This is a genomic window from Nocardia sp. NPDC001965, from assembly GCF_053594175.1.
Genome location: NZ_JBSFDZ010000028.1, coordinates 27,344 through 44,484 on the forward strand (window position 1 = coordinate 27,344; position 17,141 = coordinate 44,484).

General features: G+C 68.9%; 14 protein-coding genes. 11 read left to right on the top strand and 3 right to left on the bottom strand.

Annotated features, from left to right (window positions below):
• Window positions 1-11 precede the first annotated feature (11 nt).
• Together ACWCPQ_RS27750 and ACWCPQ_RS27755 are read right to left on the bottom strand one after the other, a co-directional pair.
• Window positions 12-1,010 (bottom strand): AraC family transcriptional regulator, encoded by a 999-nt coding sequence (locus ACWCPQ_RS27750; protein WP_449904237.1) that lies wholly within the window; start codon window positions 1,008-1,010, stop codon window positions 12-14.
• A 59-nt stretch (window positions 1,011-1,069) separates the two neighbouring features.
• Entirely contained in the window at window positions 1,070-2,008 is a 939-nt protein-coding gene (locus ACWCPQ_RS27755; RefSeq protein WP_449904239.1) for an aminoglycoside phosphotransferase family protein, read from the bottom strand.
• Window positions 2,009-2,155: 147 nt separating this feature from the next.
• Between ACWCPQ_RS27755 and ACWCPQ_RS27760 the strand changes: the two genes are divergently transcribed.
• The 5 genes from ACWCPQ_RS27760 to ACWCPQ_RS27780 all read left to right on the top strand — a co-directional run bounded on the left by ACWCPQ_RS27760 (window position 2,156) and on the right by ACWCPQ_RS27780 (window position 6,324).
• On the top strand, window positions 2,156-3,070 hold the full coding sequence (locus ACWCPQ_RS27760; protein WP_449904241.1) for an alpha/beta hydrolase: 915 nt from the start codon (window positions 2,156-2,158) through the stop codon (window positions 3,068-3,070).
• Between the two features lie 144 nt (window positions 3,071-3,214).
• Window positions 3,215-3,472, top strand: coding sequence for a hypothetical protein (locus tag ACWCPQ_RS27765; RefSeq protein ID WP_449904243.1), 258 nt, complete (start codon window positions 3,215-3,217; stop codon window positions 3,470-3,472).
• Complete coding sequence (locus ACWCPQ_RS27770) at window positions 3,469-4,110, top strand: TetR/AcrR family transcriptional regulator (protein ID WP_449904246.1); 642 nt, start codon at window positions 3,469-3,471, stop codon at window positions 4,108-4,110. Before ACWCPQ_RS27765 ends, ACWCPQ_RS27770 begins: the two co-directional genes overlap by 4 nt.
• Before the next feature lie 84 nt (window positions 4,111-4,194).
• Entirely contained in the window at window positions 4,195-5,601 is a 1,407-nt protein-coding gene (locus tag ACWCPQ_RS27775) for a lipase family protein (RefSeq protein WP_449904249.1), read from the top strand.
• 60 nt (window positions 5,602-5,661) lie between these two features.
• Window positions 5,662-6,324 (top strand): O-methyltransferase, encoded by a 663-nt coding sequence (locus tag ACWCPQ_RS27780; protein WP_449904252.1) that lies wholly within the window; start codon window positions 5,662-5,664, stop codon window positions 6,322-6,324.
• A gap of 52 nt (window positions 6,325-6,376) precedes the next feature.
• Here the strand turns inward: ACWCPQ_RS27780 and ACWCPQ_RS27785 are convergent, their stop codons facing one another.
• Window positions 6,377-7,807 (bottom strand): DUF2252 domain-containing protein, encoded by a 1,431-nt coding sequence (locus ACWCPQ_RS27785; RefSeq protein WP_449904254.1) that lies wholly within the window; start codon window positions 7,805-7,807, stop codon window positions 6,377-6,379.
• 154 nt (window positions 7,808-7,961) lie between these two features.
• On the opposite strand from ACWCPQ_RS27785, the gene ACWCPQ_RS27790 reads away from it, so the two are divergent.
• From ACWCPQ_RS27790 to ACWCPQ_RS27815, 6 genes are all read left to right on the top strand, one after another.
• Window positions 7,962-9,089: an ROK family protein gene (locus tag ACWCPQ_RS27790; RefSeq protein ID WP_449904257.1), complete on the top strand. Its 1,128-nt coding sequence runs from the start codon at window positions 7,962-7,964 to the stop codon at window positions 9,087-9,089.
• 99 nt (window positions 9,090-9,188) lie between these two features.
• Entirely contained in the window at window positions 9,189-10,298 is a 1,110-nt protein-coding gene (locus tag ACWCPQ_RS27795; protein WP_449904259.1) for an ABC transporter substrate-binding protein, read from the top strand.
• The gene (locus ACWCPQ_RS27800) at window positions 10,295-11,158 is read left to right on the top strand and encodes an ABC transporter permease (RefSeq protein ID WP_449904261.1); all 864 of its coding nucleotides are present in this window, start codon (window positions 10,295-10,297) and stop codon (window positions 11,156-11,158) included. Before ACWCPQ_RS27795 ends, ACWCPQ_RS27800 begins: the two co-directional genes overlap by 4 nt.
• On the top strand, window positions 11,134-11,856 hold the full coding sequence (locus tag ACWCPQ_RS27805; protein ID WP_449904263.1) for an ABC transporter ATP-binding protein: 723 nt from the start codon (window positions 11,134-11,136) through the stop codon (window positions 11,854-11,856). The genes ACWCPQ_RS27800 and ACWCPQ_RS27805 overlap by 25 nt, the downstream gene beginning before the upstream one ends.
• 14 nt (window positions 11,857-11,870) lie before the next feature.
• The gene (locus tag ACWCPQ_RS27810; protein ID WP_449904265.1) at window positions 11,871-13,244 is read left to right on the top strand and encodes an LLM class flavin-dependent oxidoreductase; all 1,374 of its coding nucleotides are present in this window, start codon (window positions 11,871-11,873) and stop codon (window positions 13,242-13,244) included.
• Complete coding sequence (locus ACWCPQ_RS27815; RefSeq protein ID WP_449904267.1) at window positions 13,241-17,092, top strand: ABC transporter ATP-binding protein; 3,852 nt, start codon at window positions 13,241-13,243, stop codon at window positions 17,090-17,092. The genes ACWCPQ_RS27810 and ACWCPQ_RS27815 overlap by 4 nt, the downstream gene beginning before the upstream one ends.
• Window positions 17,093-17,141 lie beyond the last annotated feature (49 nt).

Genomic DNA, 17,141 nt, shown 5'->3' on the forward strand with positions numbered 1-17,141 from the left:
CGCCCGGCGGTTCACGTCCTGGAATTCCTGGTTTCCGAACGCCTGCTGCGCCGGAACTCGCGGGGCGTCACGCCGAATCGCTCCTTGAACGCCGCGGAGAACCAGGTGGGTGTGAAACCACATCGGGTCGCCAATTCCGCGATGGTCATGGTGGCGCGCGGATCCGCCAGGAGTTCGCGTGCCACCCGCAGGGCCTCTTCGCGGCGCAGGTCCCGGAAGGTCGTCCCGCTCTCGTGCAGTACAGCCCGCAGCTGTCGAGGCGACCAGCCGAGCGCGTGCGCGACCGCGGGGAGGCGCACATCGGATCTGCCGATATGCGCGCGCAGATGGCGCCGGATGCTCTCGGCTACCTGGGCGTGATGTATCGCCTGCGGCGTCGTCTCACCGACCGCCAGCATGCACAGCAACTCGGTGGCCCGATCGCACACCGCGTTGAACTCGCGTTCGGAGAGCCGGGATTCTTCGGCGTGGACGCCGCGGATCATATCCGCGGCGACCCGGCCCAGGCCGCGGTTCATATCGAGGACCAGGTTCATATGCGCTCCCGGCCGCACTCGGTGCTCGATCTCGGTGCGCGGCACCTGGAGTCCGTAGGCTGCCGAATCCGGAATGTGCAGCCGGCACGGAACCTCGAGCCCCGCCACGATCGCGTGTCCGGGCGGGACGTGGCTCATCCGGTCCTCGAAGCGCATGGCGAAGTCACCGCGATCGGGGAGGACGACCCAGAAGAAATCGTCACCGGGGATCTTGCGGATGTGCCGGCGGGTTCGGTGGCACAGCCGACTTCCGTGCTGGTCCCAGCGCAGCAGGGTGTAGGTGCTCGATTCCTGCGCGGTGAGTCCGGCGTGCCAGCCGTCGTGCTCGCCGAATTCGTGTGCCATGGGTACGAATCCGTCGGCGAGCTCGGAGAACGACTCGGGCCCGCATGCGGCCACGTCGTACCAGCGCAATGTGACCATCCCCTCGATCAGGATCGGCTGCCCTACGGCCGATACGATCAGTGTTCTCACAATACTGTGTGTGGCGGGACCGGGGCGTTCCGGCCGAGATCGGGCGGGACCGGAAGTGTTCAGGTTAGTGCTGCCGCGACCCGGCGGAAGCGGGCCGCGTCGTGAGTCCGGTCGTCCTCGAGCGACCAGGCGATCTCCTCGATCGCGCGCAGGAAAGCCCAGTCGCGAGTCCGCTCCCGGTCGACCTCGAGCGCGTCGGCCGCGGCGGCGACCATGCGTCGGGCGATCCGCGGGTCCGGGTCGGGATAGGACTCGACCATCTTCAGGACCAGGAACCCGGAATCGAAGGCCGCCTCGCCCAGATAGGGCTTCGGGTCGATCAGCAGCCAGGGTTCGCGTTCGGCCGCCACGATATTTCCCAGATGGGTATCGCGATTGACGATCACCTCCGGACTGTCCGGCACCGCCAGCGCGGCGCACCGGTCGCGGGCGGGCGCGCTCAGGGAATCGGTGAGGTATGCGGTCAACGCGGGATCGGTCAGCCGGTTCGACCAGCCGGCCACGATATCGGCGACCAGCGGTGGCGCGGGATATCCCGGCGGCAGTGCGGTGAGCGGCCGGCGCAGTCGCCGGTACAGTTCGCACGCTGTCCGCACCGCACCGGTGTTCTCCGGTAGGCCCTCCAGCGGGATCGGCGGCTGCTCCACCAGCGGGGTACCGGGCCGCGCCCATTCCAGTAGCAGTGCGCCGCTGTCCGGGTCGAATTCGTAGAGGTGGACCGCGCCGTCGCCGCGATAGCAGTGCATTCCCGCGGCCTCGCCCGCGTTCTCCTCATCGGTCACCGGGACCTTGAGTACGGCCACCCCACCGTCGCCCCGGCGCACGGGCGCCGCGAAGGAATGGGTCCCCCCGGTGAAGGATGCCCCGGTCACCTCCAGTTCCCAGTCCCGGCACAACCGCGCGACGGTCGCGGGTAGTTCGGCCAGCCAGCGCTCGCCGCGTTCTTCGAAGACCGTGCGGATGGTCGCTTCGACATCGGGTGGGAGGGTGATCGTCACGGATACAGCTTGCCGAGACCCGAGCGTGGCCACAACCGAGTAAATGTGTGCGCGCGATCGAGCCCGCCACCGGCGCCGGAGCCGTAGGCTGCGGAGGTGGTCACCGGGTTGGTACCGGTGTGCGGCGACGAGAGTGTGGATACGGCAATGACGTCGGAAACCGGCTTCCATCCGGACCTGCGGCGAGCGCGGTATCTGCCCCGCGCCGTGGTGTCCCCGCGTACGCTCCGGGTCATTCGCGCGCTCAGCGGCCGCGCCGGGCGGACACCACCGGCGGGCGGGACGGTCGAGCGGGTCGACGACCAGGTGACGATGCGGGTGTTCCGGCCCGCTCCCGCGGCCGCTCGGGCGCCGGCAGTGCTGTTCGTGCACGGTGGGGGCTATGTCATCGGTAATGCCGCGATGGGCGACCGGTTCTGCGCGGCGGTGGCCGCCCGGCTCGGTGCGGTCGCGGCCTCGGTCGAATACCGGTTGGCGCCCGAACATCCTTTTCCGGTGCCGCTGGAGGACTGCTACGCGGGTTTGCGCCGGCTCGCCGAACTGCCCGGGGTGGACCGGGATCGGATCGCGATCGCCGGTGAGAGCGCGGGCGGTGGTCTCGCCGCCGCCCTGGCGCTGCTGGCCCGCGATCGCGGTGAGATCCGCCCGGTGCTGCAATTGCTGTCCTACCCGATGCTCGACGACCGGACCTGCGCGCGTACCGATATCGACCCCCGGTGGTTGCGGATGTGGAGCCTCCACAGCAATCGTTTCGGTTGGCGTTCCTACCTGGGAGATCTCGGATCGGCGGCGGTTCCGCCGCTGGCGGCTCCGGCCCGGTACGACGATCTCGCCGGGCTCCCGCCCGCGTGGATCGGTGTCGGCACCCATGATTTGTTCCACGACGAGGACCTGGCCTACGCCGACCGGTTGCGCCGCGCGGGGGTGTCCTGCACCCTGCACGAGGTGCGCGGCGCCTACCACGGATTCGACCTCGTCGAGCACGGCGCACCGGTTTCCCGTGACTACCGGAAGGTCCAGCTGGACGCGTTGGCGGCGGCGCTGGGCGCCGGCACGGAGTGACGACCGCTCGCCCGCGCCGAATCGCCCGGTGCTGCCGCAGGAGCACCGAGGCCGGCACTGCCAGGGCCCGCGCGATCCCGAGCAGCGGCAAGCCCGCCGAACGCGGAACGGTGTTCGCAACCGGCTCGAGGCATGCTTACCGGTGTGCCATCCGCTGATCCGACGAACTCGCTGTGGGTCCGGGCCGGTGAATTCCGGCCCGGCCCGAGCCTCGCCGCCGCCGTCTGTATCCGGCGCCCCGACGCGGAAGATATCGGGACCCCGGTGATGCGCCGGGTCGCCGAGGAATCGGGTACGGCCGGGGCCTCCCCCTGGCGCGGTGTCTCCGGCACGGACGAGCTGGTGTCGCCGATGTACGACGGGGTGGCCGCTGTCCGGCATCGCCGGGAGTGCCGGAATTGAGTAGCGCGCGTACCAGACATCACTATTCCGGGCGATCGGTCGCCGAGCGCCGGGCCGAGCGGCGCACACTGTTCCTCGATGCGGGTCTGACGGTTTTCGCCGAACGGTCCTATGCCGGCAGTTCCATCGCGCAGGTATGCGCCGCGGCGGGGCTGTCGCGGCGACAGTTCTACGAGCAGTACTCCGGCCGGGAAGAGCTGCTGGTCGATGTGTACGACGAGGTGCAGCGGCGGGCGCGGGCGGCGTTCGTCGAGGGTCTCGCGGGCGCGGGCAGCGGCGATCCCCGAGTGCTGATCGAGGCCGGGATGCGCGCCTACGTCGGGGCGGTCACCTCGGATATCCGCTGCGTACAGGTCGCTTTCGTGGAGATCGTGGGGGTGAGCGCGGAAGTCGAGCGGCATCGCGCCCAGGTGCGCGAAGGATGGGGCCAGGTGGTCGCGGCCACCGCCGCCGCGGTCCCCGGGGTGCGCACGCCGCCGGGCGGCTGGGATATGGCGATGTCGGCCTTCATCGGGGCGGTCAACGGTGCCGTGCACCATTGGAGCGGTCGGCAGCCGCGGCCGCCGGTCGAGGATCTGCTCGGCGTGCTCTCGGCACTGCTGCTCGCGCTGGTACTACCCGCGGCCCCCATCGATTGATTGCGACCTCCGTCACCGTCGTGTCATACTCTGCGCCAAGTTTGAGACGCTGACGTCTCAAGTTGGCCGTGAGGATGTGGGTCGATGAAGACCGAGCCGAGCCGGATACTCCGGATCTGCGCGCTGTTGCTCAGCGCTGTCGCCGTGGCGGGGGTACTGCACACCGGGACAGCCGGTTCCGTGCGCGCCGAACCGGCACCGCCACCGATCGAACCCGCCCGGGTGCTCCCGCTGCCCCCGGAACTGGACCCGGCCTTCTACCGGCCGCCCGCCGAGGTGGTCGCCGCGCGGAAACCCGGCGAGATCATCGCGGCCCGGCAGGTGAACGTCGCGAACTTCGGGCTGATTCCGCTGTCCGTCGACGCCTGGCAGGTCTCCTACCGCTCGAACAACAGCCGCGACGAGGCGATCCCGGCGGTCGCGACCCTGCTCAAACCCCGCGATACCGCACGGGCACCGCGCCCACTGCTCTCGGTGCAGATCGCCGAGGACTCCACCGCCGGTTACTGCACGCCCTCCTACGCACTCCAGCACCTGTCGGTCGCGCCGGCCGTGGGCCAGATCGTCGCCCCGGCGGAATTCCTGTTCGCCCAGGCTGCCCTGCAACAGGGCTGGGCGGTGGTGATCCCCGACCATCAGGGACCGAATTCGGCGTACGCCGCAGGCCCGCTCGCCGGGCGCATCACGCTCGACGGCATCCGGGCCGCGACCTCCTTCTCCGCCCTCGAAGTCGGCCCGGCCGCGCCGGTCGGTATGTACGGCTATTCCGGTGGATCCATCGCCACCGGGCACGCGGCGGAGCTGCACCGCGCGTACGCGCCGGAACTGAACATCGTCGCCACCGCGATGGGCGGGGTCGGCGCCGACCTGGGTGCGGCGCTGGAGATGTCGAACAATCAGGCGACCACCGGGCTGGTGTTCGCCGCCGTGCTGGGACTGGCCCGCGAGTACCCGGATTTCGCGGCTTTCCTGGAACGGAATCTCGATCCGCTCGGTAGCGCACTGACCGCGCTGAAAGCCCCGCTCTGTGTGCAGTACCAGTCGGCGCTGCTGCCGTTCCTGAACCTGAAGGCCATGATGCGAACCCAGGGCGACCCGATGCGTGATCCCGTGGTCGCGGCCGTGCTCGACGAGACCAGGATGGGACAGTCGGTTCCCGATATGCCGCTCTACCTCTGGCATTCGGCGTGGGACGAGATCCTGCCGTTGCACGCGACGAACACTCTGGTGGACACCTACTGCCGGGATCCTCGGGCCAGTGTCCGCTACACCCGGGACCACGCCAGCGAGCACATCGTCGGCGAAGTCGTCGGCGGTCCCGCGGGCCTGTTGTGGATGCGCGATCGGCTGAACGGGGTCCCCGCCGAGCCCGGCTGCATCGTCACGGATACCCCCACCATGCTGGCCACGCCCGGTGAACTGCCCTTCCTGGCCTCGGTATTGGGTGAGACCGTCGCCTCCTTCTTCGGAAAACCGATCGGTGTGCGCTGATACCGGGGCGGGCGAGCGCGGGGTCGGCCCTCCCCGGACTTTCAGTGGCAGACTGCGGATATGAGCACACCGGATTGGGCAGACGTGGATCGTTACGTGGTGGATCGTCTGGCGCGCGACGGCGAGACGCAGGCGACCCTGCGGGCCAACGCGGATGCCGGGCTGCCCGCCATCGATGTGTCCGAGGCCCAGGGGAAATTCCTCGCCCTGCTCGCCCGGTCCACCCGGGCGAATCGAGTACTGGAGATCGGCACGCTGGGGGGATTCAGCACACTGTGGCTGGCCCGCGGCGTCGGTGCGAAGGGGCATGTGACGACCCTCGAATACGAATCGAAACATGCCGAGGTGGCCCGGGCGAACCTGGATCGGGCCGGAGTCGGTGACCGGGTCGATATCCGGGTCGGTGCGGCCCTGGACAGTCTGCCGGTGCTGGCCGGCGAACAACCGGATCCCTACGACCTGGTCTTCATCGACGCGGACAAAGTGAACAACTCCAACTATGTGGAGTGGGCGTTGCGGCTGACCGCGTCCGGCGCGGTGATCGTCGTCGACAACGTGGTCCGTGGCGGCCGGCTGGCCGACGAGAGCACCGACGATCCCGCGGTGCGGGCGAGCCGGGACCTCGTGCAATTGCTGGCCGACGACCCGCGCCTGGACGCGACCGTGATCCAGACGGTGGGCGCGAAGGGCTGGGACGGTTTCGCTTTCGCCGTGGTGAACTGAGGCAGGTGCGCCGGGCGGCAGGAAACGGGCCCACCGCTGCCGTACGGCGCAGTCAGTCCGTGCCGAGCGAGGCGGTGATCTTCCCGTCGTCGATCGCCCGGCGCAGTTCCGCGTGGTCCAGCGCGTTCTGATCGGCGTAGTCCTCAGCGAACTGCGCGATCGCTTCGTCGAACTCGTCGTCGGAGCCCAGGTATCCGGCGATGGCGAAACGGTCGCCGCCGCGGGCGTGGGCCTGGCCGAGGACTCGCGCGCACAATCTGCCGTAGAGGGCCATCAGATCGGGGGACATGGTCTCGATCACCGCCGACCCCTTACCGTCGCGGAGCTGGCGGATATAGAAATCGCGGGTCACACCGTCGGGATCCGGGCCGGGATCCTGCTGCCAGCCCAGGAAGATATCGCTGGCCGCCTGCATCAGCCGCTGCCCGGTGACCACCCGCTCACCCTGGTTGCCGTACTCCGGGCCGTCGAGGAAGCGCGCGAGTACCGAGGGCTGGGCCTCCTTGGCCTGCAGGAAGAGTGGTTCGTTGCCCGGCCCGTGCAGCAGGATGATCCAGGTGCGGGTGCCTACGCTGCCCACCCCGACCACTTTGCGGGCCGCGTGCACATAGTCGAAACGGTCCAGGAGGAACCGGCGGTCGGGTTGCAGAGTGCCGCGGTAATCGGCCAGGCGCCGCATCAGATTCCGGTGCATCAGCTCGGCGTCGGCATCGGCATAGAGTTCCTCGACCGGGACGATCAACGGCGGCATGCTGACGATATGCGGGGTGCCGTTCGCGGGCGCGGTCAGCTTGGACAGGGCTTGGAAACTGTCCCGCGTCCAGGCTTTGTCGATGGTCTTCTGGACGCGTTTGCGGATCGAGGAATCCAGCACATCGCGCAGTTCGGCCATATCCGTCGCGGCATCGATATGGGAGTACCAGACCGCGAGTTCGCCGCGCCCGGCCTGGTAGGTCATGGTCTCGCGGTACTCCGCCACACAGGCACGGGTGATCCGTCGTCGCTGCTTCTTCTTGAACCCGTTGTCGCGCCCGGCGATCGCGAGACTCGCGACCAGCCTTTTCACATCCCATTCGAACGGCCCGGGATAGGTTTCGTCGAAATCGTTGACGTCGAAGGCGAGTTTGCGTTCCGGGGTCGCGTAGAGCCCGAAATTGCTCAGATGGGCGTCACCGCACAGCTGGGTGCGCAGGCCGGTGTTCGGCGACTGCGCGAGATCGTGGGCCATCACCAGCGCCGCACCCCGGAAGAACGCGAACTGCGAAACCGCCATCCGCCCGTATCGCACCGGTACCAGTTCGGGGACCCGGGTCGGCACCTGGGATTCGAGAAGAGCGAGCGGGTCGCGGCCGGGGGCCGGTGCGAACCCGCCGATCGCGGCGAACGGGGTCAGGCTCCGCTGGCGCGCGCCGTGTTCGGTGAGCACGGACCGGGTCGCGGAATCGGCGCCGGATCGGATCGGGACGGCGTGCGGTGTGCCCATATGGGGACGGTAGGTCCGGGTGCCGATCGCTGTCGTCACCCGATCCGGGTGAAGCGGGTGGCGCCGCGCTTCGGATCACGCTGCGCTCAACCCTGCGTGCGGGGGTGACCGCTGGCTAGCGTCGTGCCGACGCGTTGATGAAGAGGTGGCGGCGATGGCGGAGGGCAGCGCGGGTTCGGTGCTCCGGGCGGTACTGGAACTGGGGCCGGCGCCGCGCAGCGCGATCGCACGGCACGCCGGGATATCGCCGGCAACCCTCACCTGGCAGTCGCGCGCCCTGATCGCGGCCGGTCTGCTGGTGGAGCTGCCCGAGACCACGGCGCCGGCCGGTCTGGGCCGCCCGTTCAGTCCGCTGGCGCTGAACGCGGCCGGAAATGTGGTGATCGGTGTGCACATCGCTGCCGAGCACGTCACCGTGGCGGTGGTGGATATCGCGGGAACGGTGCTGCGCAGTGAGCGTTTCCCGCATCCGGGTGCCGCGCCGGAGGCCGTCCTCGACCTCGCGGCGGCGCAGGTGTGCCGGGTACGCGACGAGTGCCCCGGAAGGATCGTGGGGCTGGGGGTGGCGACCGGCGGCCGAGTCGATACCGAAGCCGGTACCGTAGTGCACCATTCGTTCCTGGGCTGGCGGAATGTGCCGGTGCGCGACCGGCTGGCCGCGGCGACCGGTCTGCCGACCGCACTGGACAATCACACCCGGGCCCTGATGTACGCCGAGCAGCTCTACGGCGCCATCCGGGCGGCGCCGAGTTCGATCATGCTGTTCGTCGGCAATGTGATCGATGTGGCGTTCGCGGTGCACGGGCGGGTGCACTATGGACCGCGGTCGGCGGCCGGTTCACTGGCGCGCTGGCTGGGTGGGACCCGCACCGGGCCGATCGCGCCCGCGGAACTCGAGGAACTGGCCGATCATGCTCTGTTGCGCGCCGCCCGCGATCGGTCGCTCGGCGAGTTCGGTGATTTCCCGGATCTGCTGGGCGGGGCGGGGAACCCGGCGGTGGGGGATCTGTTCCGGGCGCGGGCCGTCACGCTCGGCGGTGTATTGGCCGCGCTCGTCGATCTGCTCGATCCCGCCGCAGTGGTGATCAGCGATCGCGCCTACACCCGGGTGCCCGGGGTCCGGCAGGCCTACCTGGACACCTTCGGTGACCAGTCGGCGGCCGGTATCGAACCCGACCGGCTGATCACGGGTTCCACATTCGAGGGGCGCGTACTGGAGACGGCGGCGGCCGCGGTGGCATTGCAGCGGTTGTTCGACCGGCCGCTGGCTGCCGCCGTTTGATTCGGACTAATTTTAATACGGACGAATATTGACGCTTCCACGGCCGGTTCGGCACAGTAATTTCATGAGGGAAATTTATCTCGCTGTGGCCGGGAAATCATGCGCACGCTGTCGTCCGGTGCCGGAAAACCGCGTAATCCGATCCGGAATCAGACCCAGGAAGCCATCGTGCACAATGCTCTGCGAAGAATAGCCGTCCTGCTGGCGGCCGGCGGTCTGCTGGCCGGCTGCGCCACCGACAACGGCGGCGATGTCGCGCTCACCGCCGCATTGCCGGATTCGGTGCCGGCGGGCACCACGCTCTCGATTTCGGTCCGTACCGCCCGGGTTGCGCTGCAGGCCTCCGGCCAACTGGAGAATCTGCCCTTCACGGTGAGCGACTGGCCCGCCGTCTCGGCCGGACCCGACGTCATCCAGGCATTCCGCGGGGGTGCGGTCGATATCGCGTCCAATGCGGGCATTCCGCCGATCCACGCGCACGCGACCGGCCTGGACGCCAAGATCATCGGGGTCAAGCAGCGGTCACTGCCGAACTATCAGCTCGCCACCGCACCGGGTTCCGGTATCACCGATATCGCCGGCCTCCGCGGTAAGAAGATCGGTTTCTCCCCCGGGCAGGCCCAGGGTGTGGTGGTACTGCGCACTCTTCGGGCCGCCGGAATCGCCCTGGACGAAGTGCAACTCGTGGAACTGAACAGCCCCCAGTTCCTGACCGCGTTGCAGGGCCGTCAGATCGATGTCGCACCGCTCGGCGAACCCTCGCTCACCAAATATCTCGACCAGTACCGGGCGCAGGGGGCCACCGGGATACCCACCGGTGCCGTGGACGCCCTGTCGGTGCTCTGGGCACCCACCGCGGTCCTGCAGGATTCGGCGAAACTGGCCGCCGCGAAGAAATTCGTAGAATTCTGGGCGCGCGGCGAAGTATGGGCCTGGGAACATCCGGAAGAATGGATAAAAGCCTATTACGTCGAGGATCAAGAAGTTTCCGACGCGGACGGCCGTCGAATTCTGAAGACAACTCAGAAACCCTATTTCCCGTCCACTTGGGATGCCGCGATCGAATGGGAGCAGGAAACCGTCGACCTGGTGACCGGGTCCGGATTCTTCGGCGATTCCTTCGATGCCGGGGAATTGTTCGACCGCCGCTTCGAAGGGATAGCCGCCGCCGCGGTGGCACCGCAGTACCGGACCGAGGAGTCGCAATGACCGCCACACTCGACCCCACTGCGCTCGGCCGTGCCCGGCTCGCCGCCCCGGCGCGTCCGGACGGCTTCGTCGCCCGGCGGCCGCTGCGCCGGCTGGGTCTGCGCAAATCGGTACCGTTCGCCCGCCTGTTCGGCGTGGTGCTGGTACTCGGCCTCTGGACGGCCGGTGTCTACGCCGGGGTGATCGACGAACGCAAACTCGCCGCGCCGTGGACGGTCGTGCTGACGGGCTGGGAACTCGTCGCGGACGGCGTCCTGCTGAGCAATATCGCCGCCTCTGTGGAGCGGGCGGCGATCGGCCTCGGTATCGGCGTGGTGATCGGTACCGCGCTGGCGCTCGTTTCCGGTCTGTCCAGACTCGGTGAATCCATCGTGGACGGGCCGGTGCAGATCAAACGCGCGGTGCCGACACTGGGCCTCATTCCGCTGCTGATTCTGTGGCTGGGGATCGGGGAGACCTTCAAGATCGTGCTGATCACGCTCGGGGTGATCGTGCACATGTACATCCAGGTCCACGCCTCACTGACCACCATCGACAAACGACTGGTGGAGCTGGCGGAAGTCCAGGGAGTGTCCCGGGCGACCTTCATCCGGCAGGTGGTGATTCCCGGCTCGCTCCCCGGTTTCTTCCTCGGCCTGCGGCTTTCGGTCACCGGCGCCTGGCTGATCCTGATCGTCGTCGAATCGGTGAACGCCATCGACGGTCTCGGCAAGATGATGACCAATGCGCAGAACTACGGCCAAGCCGATGTGATCCTCGTCGGTCTCGTCGTCTACGGCGCCTTCGGTCTGTTCTCCGACGCGGTCATCCGGCTGGTGGAACGAAAGGTGCTGTCGTGGCGACGCACGATCGCGAGCTAGATGTCCAGGTGCGTGACCTGACCCGTGGTTTCGGGGACCGCACCGTCCTGGACGGATTGAATCTGCGGATCCCGAAGGGGCAGTTCGTGGCACTGCTGGGCCGCAGCGGGTCGGGGAAGAGCACGCTGTTGCGGGCGCTGGCCGGTCTGGACTACGACGTGGCGGGGTCGGGCAGCCTCCGGGTGCCGGACAAGACCTCGGTCGTCTTCCAGGATTCGCGACTGCTGCCCTGGCAGCGACTGCTGACGAATGTGCTGTTCGGGCAGCCGCGCGGCCGTCGTGGTGACGGGGTGCGGGTACTGGCCGAAGTGGGGCTGGCCGGCCGGGAGCGGGCCTGGCCCGCGGAACTGTCCGGTGGTGAGCAGCAGCGGGTCTCGCTGGCCCGCGCGCTGGTCGACGAACCCGATCTCCTGCTGGCCGACGAACCGTTCGGCGCGCTGGACGCGCTCACCCGGATCAAGATGCACGAACTGCTGCGGGCGCTGATCCGCCGCCGTAACCCCACGGTGCTGCTGGTGACCCACGATGTGGACGAGGCCATCGCCCTCGCCGACCGCGTTCTGGTGCTGGAGGACGGGGTGATCGCGGTGGACGTGACCGTGGAACTGCCCGAACAGCGCGATCCGAGCCTGCCCGAATTCCAGCGCATCCGGCGCACCCTGCTCTCCGCCCTGGGTATCGACCCGGTCGCCGCGTGAAAGGAAAACCCACGATGACCTCAGCCGAGCATTCGCGTCCCGGAGACGGGAAGACCCTGCACCTCAACGCTTTCCTCATGTCGGTGGGCCATCACGAGGCGGCCTGGCGGTTGCCCGAGAGCGATCCGCACGCCCATATCGATATCGACCACTACGTCCGGCTGGCGCAGACCGCCGAACGCGGGAAATTCGATTCGATCTTCTTCGCCGACAGCCCGGTCCTTATGGGGGATCCGGGCCGCCGGCCGGGCGGAAAACTCGAACCGACGGTGATCCTGACGGCGGTGGCCGTGCAGACCAGCCGGATCGGGCTCATCGCCACCGCGTCCACCAGCTACAACGATCCGTACAACCTGGCGCGGCGGTTCGCCTCGGTGGATTTCGTGAGCAAGGGCCGGGTGGGCTGGAACATCGTGACCACCGCCGGTGCCGACGCCGCCCGCAACTTCGGGCTCGACGACACCCCGGACCACCGGCTCCGGTACGAGAAGGCGGCCGAGTTCGTCGAGGTGGCCACCAAATTGTGGGACAGCTGGGAAGACGACGCGATCGTCGCCGACAAAGCGCTCGGGGTGCACGCGGACGCGAACAAGGTGCACAAGATCAGGCATCGCGGTGAGTTCTTCTCGGTGGACGGTCCGTTGAATCTGCCCAGGTCACCGCAGGCGTATCCTGTTCTGGTGCAGGCGGGTTCCTCGGAAGACGGCAAGAATTTCGCCGCGCGCTACGCCGAGGCGGTGTTCACCGCCCAGCAGACCCTCGCCGACGGGACCGCCTTCTACCGGGACCTGAAGGAACGCGCCCGGTTGCTCGGCCGCGATCCGGAGACGCTCAAGATCCTGCCCGGAATCGTGCCGGTGATCGGCGATACCGAGGCACAGGCCCGGGAACTGGACGCCGAGCTGGAACGGCTGATCTCCCCCGAGTACGCGCGCACACAGTTGGCGGAGCGGTTCGGCCTGCCGGTCGAGGCGCTGGAACTGGATCGCGAACTGCCCGAGGAACTGCCGAGCGAAGACGATATCCAGGGCGCGAAGAGCCGCTACACCCTCATCGTGAACCTGGCCCGTACCGAACGGCTCACGGTGCGGCAGCTGATCGCGCGACTGGGCGGCGGCCGCGGTCACCGTACCTTCGCCGGGACCGCCGAACAGGTGGCCGACACCATCGAGGAATGGTTCCGGGCCGGGGCGGCCGACGGGTTCAATGTGATGCCCGCGGTGCTGCCGTCGGGGCTGGACCGCTTCGTGGACCGCGTGGTGCCGATCCTGCAGGAGCGCGGATTGTTCCGCACCGAGTACACCGAGACCACCCTGCGCGGTCACTACGGCCTGGCCCGGCCGGAGAACCGGCTCGCCACCGAGACTCCGCTCGCGGTGGCCCGGTGAGCAGCACCGAGACGCGACGGGAGAGCACCGGACCGGCCGCGGGGGAGACCACCCCCGCGGCCGGGGGCGGTGAGGCCGACGGTATCGGCTGGCTGCGATATCTGGCCCGCCGATGTCTGGTGCACCGTCGCCTGGTGATCGGTGCCTACGCCGGGGCCGCGGCCGCGGCCGCGCTCACCGCGGCGCTGCCGCTGGTGGTGCGCCACGTGGTGGATACGCTCACGGTGACCGCCGATCCGGTGGCACCGTGGGCGCTGTTGCTGCTGGTGCTGGGCGTGGTGCGGTTCGGTACCTCGTTCACCCGCCGGGTGAGTTCGTCGAAATTGTCGCTGGGTGTGCAGCACGATCTACGGCGCGATCTGTTCGCCTCGCTGCTGCGGCTGGACGGCCGCGAACGGGAGGGTTTGCAGACCGGCCAGGTCGTGAGCCGCGCGATCACCGACGTGACGCTCATCCAGATGTTCCTGCAGCTGATCCCGATGGTGTCGGGCAATGTGGTGCTGCTGGTCGGCGCGCTGGTGCTGATGGCGGTCATGTCGCCGCCGCTCACGGTGATCGCGTTGCTGGTGTTGCCGGCGCTGTGGTTCATCGCGCGCCGCAGTCAGCGGGAACTGTTCCCGTCCAATTGGGATGCGCAGGCCCGGGCCGCGGAAGTGGCCATGCAGGTGGAGGCCGCCGTCGCGGGTGTGCGGGTGGTGAAGGGGTTCGGTCAGGAACGCCACGAGCTCGACGGCCTGCGCGACCGGGCCACCGCGCTCTACCGTTCCCGGTTGCGGGTCGCCCGGATCACCAGCCGGTTCACCCCGGCCATGCAGGCCGTGCCCGCCGTGGGGCAGGCGGCGGTGCTGATCGTCGGCGGGCTGCTGGCGCTGCGGCATTCGATCACACTGGGCACCTTCCTGGCCTTCATGACCTATCTCGGCTCGTTCGTGAGCCCGGTCCGGCAGTTCTCCATGCTGCTCACCGTCAGTCAGCAGGGCCGGGCCTCGCTGGACCGGGTCCGTGAGGTGATCGATACACCACCGGCGCGACCGGCTCCCGTCGGACCGGCCGCGAGCGGTTCCGGCGCCCCACCCCGAATCGAATTCCGGAACGTTTCCTTCGCCTTCGGCGCGAATCGGGTGCTCGACCGGCTCGAGCTGACCGTCGAGCCCGGGGAGACGGTGGCGGTCGCGGGTGGCGCGGGCAGCGGGAAGTCCGTGCTCGCGCAGCTGGTGCCGCGGCTGTTCGATCCGGATGCCGGCAGTGTGCGGTTCGACGGTATCGATATCCGGGAACTGCCCGATGCCCGCGCCCGCGTCGCCATGGTGTTCGAGGACACCCATCTGATGGCCGACACCATCCGGGCCAATGTCGCCTACGGCCGGCCCGACGCCGGGGACGAACAGATCTGGCACGCCCTGCATCTGGCCGCGGCCGACGAATTCGTCGCGGCCACCCCCGACGGTCTCGACACCCGGATCGGCGAACGCGGTCAACGCCTCTCCGGTGGCCAGCGGCAACGGATCGCGCTGGCCCGAGCGCTGCTCACCGAGGCACCGATCCTGGTGCTCGACGACGCCACCTCCGCGATCGACGCCCGGGTCGAGGAGCTGATCTTCACCCGGATCGCCGCCGAAGTGCGGCGGCGCACCACCTTCGTCGTCGCGCACCGGCTGTCCACACTGGCCCTGGCCGACCGGGTCGCGGTACTCGACGCCGGCCGGGTCGCCGAATCGGGCGCGCTGGCCGAACTGCAGGATCGCGGGCAGTTGTTCCGGGCGCTGTTCACACCACCGGATCCGGGCGAGTTCGACACCACCGGGACCCAGGACGCACCGCGGGTGCCGACCCCGGTGCTGTGGGTGGAACCCGATACCGATACCGACGACACCCGCACTCTCGAACAGGTCGCGAAGGTATTCGCCCAGCGCGCGGCCGGTGCGCCGACCGGGGTCGGTCGCGGCGCGGCCATGGGCGGAATGCTGGCGGCCGCCCCGCCGAGCGGGGATATCGCGGGTCTCATCGACCGGCTGCCGGCGGCGACCGGCGAACCCGATGTGCCCGAATCGTTCTCGCATACCGCCGATCCGCATTTCACCCTGCCGCGATTGCTGCGGCCGTTCGCCTGGCCGCTGCTGGCCGGGCTGGCGCTGGTGGCGGTCGATGCGCTGGCGCAGGTCCTGATCCCGTTCCTGGTGCGTCACGGTATCGACCACGGGGTGCTCGTGGGGGCGCGGGATGTCCTGCTCGTCGCCGCCGGACTGACCTTGCTGGTGGTGGCGGTCGACTGGGCGATCGCGGTGGCCCAGGTGCGGGTCACCGGGCGAGCCGGGGAACGGCTGCTGTTCGGACTGCGGGTCAAGACGTTCGCCCAGTTGCAGCGGCTCGGATTGCAGTACTACGAACGCGAACTCGGCGGTCGCATCATGACCAGGATGACCAGCGACGTCGACGGGTTGTCGAGCTTTCTGCAAACCGGTCTGGCCACCGCCCTGACCAGCACCATCACCATCGTGGGTGTGGTCGTCGCGCTGCTGGTGGTGGACGCCGGCCTGGCGGTGGTGGTGCTGGCGACGCTGCCGGTGCTGGTGGTGACCACGGTGCTGTTCCGGCGGGCGTCGGTGCCCGCCTACAACCTGGCGCGCGACCGGGTCAGTGTGGTGAACGCCTACCTCCAGGAGAACGTCGACAACATCAAGGTCACCCAGAGCTATCGCCGGGAAGCGGTGAACCAGGCCGAATTCGAGCGCCGGTCCTGGAGCTACCGCGACGCGCGCCTGCGCAGCCAGACGCTGATGGCGGTGTTCTTCCCGTTCATCGAGTTCATGTCGGTGGTCGCGACCGCAGGGGTGCTCGCGGTCGGTGTGCACCAGGTGCGCGAGGAGGTGGTGACCGCGGGCACGCTGATCGCCTTCCTGCTCTACATCGACCTGCTGTTCTCCCCGATCCAGCAGCTCTCGCAGGTGTTCGACGGTTATCAGCAGGCCGTGGTCGGCGTGGACCGATTGAGCGAACTGCTCCATACACCGGTCGATACCCCGGAGGACCCGGACGCGCGGCCGGTGCGGTCGCTGCGCGGGGAGATCGAGATGAACGCGGTGGATTTCGCCTACGCCCCGCGGACCGCGGGCGGGCCCAGCGATGGTCGAGCGGTCGTTCCGGCGCTGCGCGATATGCGGCTGCGCATCGCACCCGGGCAACGGGTGGCCCTCGTCGGGGAGACCGGGGCCGGGAAATCGACGCTGGTGAAGCTGCTGGCCCGGTTCTACGATCCGACCGCCGGACAGGTCCTGGTCGACGGTATCGATATCCGCCGGTACGCGCTGCGCGACTATCGCAAACGTCTCGGAGTGGTGCCGCAGGAACCGTTCCTGTTCGGCGATACGGTGCGCGACGCCATCGCCTACGGCCGACCGGACGCGACTCCGGCGGAGATCGAATGGGCCGCCCGGGCGGTCGGTGCGCACGAGATGATCGCGGCGCTGGATCACGGGTACCTGCAACCCATCGGGGAACACGGGCGCGGGCTCTCGGCCGGGCAACGCCAGCTGCTGGCCCTGGCCCGGGCCCAGCTCGTGGAACCCGACATCCTGATCCTCGACGAGGCGACGGCCTCGCTGGATCTGGGTACCGAGGCCAAGGTCAAGGCCGCGATAGATGTACTGACCGCGGGCCGGACGACGATCGTCGTGGCACACCGGCTGGCCACTGCCGCGGACTCCGACCTGATCGTGGTGCTCGGCGACGGCCGATTGCTGGAAACCGGTACGCACGCGGAGCTGCTCGCGCGCGAGGACGGGGCCTATCGGGCGCTGTGGGCGGCCTATGTGGGCCGGACGGCGGGGGAGTCGGCGCCGGTCCGCTGACCGGTGGAATCTCGGGCCGGCCATACCGTGCGCTGGAGCACGACGATGT

Coding starts and splice junctions, on each gene's coding strand:
- ACWCPQ_RS27810 (WP_449904265.1), top strand. CDS start 11,871: ATGACCTCAGCCGAGCATTCGCGTCCCGGAGACGGGAAGACCCTGCAC.
- ACWCPQ_RS27785 (WP_449904254.1), bottom strand. CDS start 7,807: ATGGGCACACCGCACGCCGTCCCGATCCGATCCGGCGCCGATTCCGCG.
- ACWCPQ_RS27800 (WP_449904261.1), top strand. CDS start 10,295: ATGACCGCCACACTCGACCCCACTGCGCTCGGCCGTGCCCGGCTCGCC.
- ACWCPQ_RS27780 (WP_449904252.1), top strand. CDS start 5,662: ATGAGCACACCGGATTGGGCAGACGTGGATCGTTACGTGGTGGATCGT.
- ACWCPQ_RS27775 (WP_449904249.1), top strand. CDS start 4,195: ATGAAGACCGAGCCGAGCCGGATACTCCGGATCTGCGCGCTGTTGCTC.
- ACWCPQ_RS27790 (WP_449904257.1), top strand. CDS start 7,962: ATGGCGGAGGGCAGCGCGGGTTCGGTGCTCCGGGCGGTACTGGAACTG.
- ACWCPQ_RS27795 (WP_449904259.1), top strand. CDS start 9,189: ATGCGCACGCTGTCGTCCGGTGCCGGAAAACCGCGTAATCCGATCCGG.
- ACWCPQ_RS27760 (WP_449904241.1), top strand. CDS start 2,156: ATGACGTCGGAAACCGGCTTCCATCCGGACCTGCGGCGAGCGCGGTAT.